Consider the following 1145-nt stretch of genomic DNA (forward strand, 5'->3'; position numbering starts at 1 on the left):
ACTCGGTGAAGAAGGTCGTATGGCTGGCAATCCAGGCGGCCTCACAGAAATGGACGATGCCCTTACAGGACTGGCGTATGGCAATGAGTCGCTTTATTATCGAGTTCGGTGACCGCCTTGACGGTCACTTCTGAGGAAAGGCATTTACACAAAATCCTAAACAGGCTCGCACAACTGCGTAACACGTATTTCCTTTTATCACTTACTCTGGTTTTTTCCGCGCTTACCGCAACCGTCAGTACCGTGCTAAACCTTCCCGAGCCTAGCTTATTGTTGATGCTGATAGGGTTTTACGGACTGATGTTTTTGACCCACAAACTCGCCAACAGTCCAGCAGGTATTCTGGCAGCATTTGCGCTCACGGGTTTTATGGGGTACACGTTGGGCCCGATTCTGAGCTCACTGATTGCCTCCGGCGCCTCTGACATTATCATGCTTGCATTGGGCGGCACGGCCCTGGTCTTTTTCTGCTGTTCTGCCTATGTTCTAACAACGCGCAAGGATATGTCATTCCTGTCCGGAATTATGATGGCGGGATTTGTTGTTCTGACCGTCGGGGTGATTGCCAATCTGTTCCTGCAACTTCCGGCGTTACATCTTGCGTTGAGTGGCTTGTTCATTCTGTTTTCTGCAGATGCCATTCTCTGTGAAACCAGCAACATCATTCACGGTGGTGAAACGAATTATATTCGTGCCACGGTTAGCCTGTACGTTTCCATTTATAACCTGTTCGTGAGCATGTTAAGCATCATGCGCAACGACTAACCTGATTGAGGTTTCTGCCTTTATCTGTATTAGTCGCAACTAGATCTGACACTGGACCTTGAAAGGTTGAGAGTTACCGGTTTTGATATGGGTGTCTGATCCTTAAACAAAACGCGAGGTAACTATCATGCTTCATACTAACAATCCCATTATCAAACACAAAGCCGGCCTGCTCAATCTCGCCGAAGAACTCGGTAACGTATCAAAAGCCTGCAAGATCATGGGCGTGTCACGCGATAGATTTTACCGTTATCAGGAACTGGCTGCTGAAGGCGGCATTGATGCGCTGGTTAGCCAGAACCGCCGGGTTCCGAACCTGAAGAACCGCGCCGACGAAGCCACTGAACGCGCGGTTGTTGATTATGCTATTGAGTTCCCGC

The 1145-nt window shown here is 49.1% G+C and carries 2 protein-coding genes and 1 pseudogene; all 3 read left to right on the forward strand.

Annotated features, from left to right (window positions below; genetic code table 11):
• A pseudogene (locus QZ506_RS07985) lies at positions 1-134 on the forward strand (IS256 family transposase); the annotation flags it as partial.
• Positions 118-765, forward strand: coding sequence for a Bax inhibitor-1 family protein (locus QZ506_RS07990; protein WP_291970250.1), 648 nt, complete (start codon positions 118-120; stop codon positions 763-765). The pseudogene QZ506_RS07985 and the gene QZ506_RS07990, both read left to right, overlap by 17 nt.
• 127 nt (positions 766-892) lie before the next feature.
• Positions 893-1145 (forward strand): helix-turn-helix domain-containing protein (locus QZ506_RS07995; RefSeq protein WP_291970252.1); only part of this gene is annotated, 253 nt, incomplete at its 3' end.

This window comes from Candidatus Symbiopectobacterium sp., assembly GCF_020054415.1.
GTDB lineage: Bacteria > Pseudomonadota > Gammaproteobacteria > Enterobacterales > Enterobacteriaceae > Symbiopectobacterium.